The following is a 1,741-nucleotide window of genomic DNA, read 5'->3' as shown; positions in this document are numbered from 1 at the left end:
TCGCCCTCGAAGACGCCCGGCACCCAGGAGTACTTGTCGGTGAAGCCCCACACGGTGAACGACTTGCAGCTCCGGGCGCCCAGGCAGGCGTCCAGCAGGCGGCGGTAGTAGCTCGCCTGGGTCGCCTGCTTCGTCTCGTCGACCGGCAGGATCATCCGCACGTCGACCTCGGTGAACGCGGTCTGCATCCCCAGCGCCCCGAAGCGGGCGAGGTTCTCGGCGACCTGCCCCGGGAANNGTGGACTTCGCGTTGACGCCCTCGACGTTGTAGTCGTTCAGGAACAGCTTGGCCTTCGGGTCGGCCGCGTGGGCCCAGCGGAACGCGTCCGCGATGTAGGAGGGGCCGAGTTCCCGCAGCCAGATCGAGTTGCGCAGGCTGCCGTCCTCCTCGAAGACCTCGTTCACCACGTCCCACTGCTGGATCCTGCCCTTGTACCGCTTCACCTCGGCGGTGATGTGGTCACGGAGGATCTTCCGCAGCTCGGTCCGCCCGATCGAGCCGTCCGCCACCCCGTCGGTCAGCCAGAGCGGCAGCTGGCTGTGCCAGACCAGGGTGTGGCCGCGGACCACCTGGCCGTGTGCCCGCGCGTAGCGGACCAGGTCGTCGGCCGGCTTCCAGTTGTGGACACCCCGCTCGGGCTCCACCGACTCCCACTTCATGACGTTCTCGGCGGTGACCGAGTTGTAGTCCCGGCCGGTCGTCCTGCGGTACGTCCGGTCGTCCGCGAGCGCCGTCATGTCCACGGCCGTCCCGATGCGTACGCCCGCCCGGTCGGCCAGCGCCCGCAACGACGGCCCCTGTCCTCCCCCGCCCGCCGACGCCGGCTGCACGGCCACCACCGTGGACAGCAGGGTCCCGGCGGCCAGCGCGAGCGCGGGCAGGCGGAAGCGGTTCATGTGCCTCATGCGTGGTTCCTCTCTCAGTTCCGGCTCTCGACGCCGGCAGTCAGATACGCCGACTCACAGCCCCGGCAGTCACATCGGCCGCTCGTAGCCCCGGCAGTCACATCCGCCGGCTCACGGCCCCGGCAGTCAGATGCGCCGGCTCTCCAGCGGTCCCAGATACGTCGGTGTCAGCCCACCCGTGTCGATCACCAGGCGTTGCAGGATCACCGTCGGGTCGACCATCCAGAACTTCAGGCGCCGCACCCCGGGTCCGGCGACCCTGTGCCGGGTCGCCGTCGCGTTCACGTTGTCGGAGGTGTTGCGCGCCCACTGCTTGTTCATGAGCCCGTCGTCGGCGCCGGTCACGGCGTGGATGTCGACGACCTGGGGTTCCGCGTCGTCGAAGGACACCGCGTAGCGCAGGCCGCCCGTCGCCAGGGCGGGGTTCCGCGGCGAGACGTACGCCCACACCGTCACCTCGCCGCCCGCCGGCACCGACACCAGGCCGACCTCGTACTCCAGTCGCGGCCCGGCCCCACCCGGCGTCTGCCGCTCCGCCGTCACCGGCCACGGGGTCACCCCCGCCCCCGTACGGCCGATCCGCTCGATCCGCCGCCAGCGCACCCGGCCGCCGGACGAGCCCACGGCCCGCACATGGTGTTCAGCGTCGATCGCGACGTACCCGCCGGCCTCGACGAACCCCCGCAGTGCCCGCGCCTGCCGGGCCGACGGCTTCTCGGCGACCGCCCTCACCGTCACCGAGGCCCCCGCCCCGCTCACCGTCAGCGTCCCCTCCGCGCCGCCGGCCGGGTCGACCAGCAGGTCCGGGTGGCCGTCCGGGTGGACTGGGCGGGGG

1 protein-coding gene and 2 pseudogenes are annotated in these 1,741 nt (G+C 72.1%); all 3 read right to left on the bottom strand.

Annotated features, from left to right (window positions below; all coding sequences use genetic code 11):
* Positions 1–236, bottom strand: a pseudogene (locus AOK23_RS51050) (endo-1,4-beta-xylanase); the annotation flags it as partial.
* Positions 237–238: 2 nt separating this feature from the next.
* Positions 239–906, bottom strand: a 668-nt coding sequence (locus AOK23_RS40665) for an endo-1,4-beta-xylanase (protein WP_240496793.1), incomplete at its 3' end; no start/stop codon positions are given.
* Between the two features lie 126 nt (positions 907–1,032).
* Positions 1,033–1,741 (bottom strand): annotated as a pseudogene (locus tag AOK23_RS40660) (glycosyl hydrolase 115 family protein); the annotation flags it as partial.

The sequence above is a fragment of the Streptomyces torulosus genome (assembly GCF_001419765.1).
Classification (GTDB): domain Bacteria; phylum Actinomycetota; class Actinomycetes; order Streptomycetales; family Streptomycetaceae; genus Streptomyces; species Streptomyces torulosus.
Note: the sequence above shows the minus strand (reverse complement) of the source record. Positions and strands in the feature narration are given on the sequence as shown.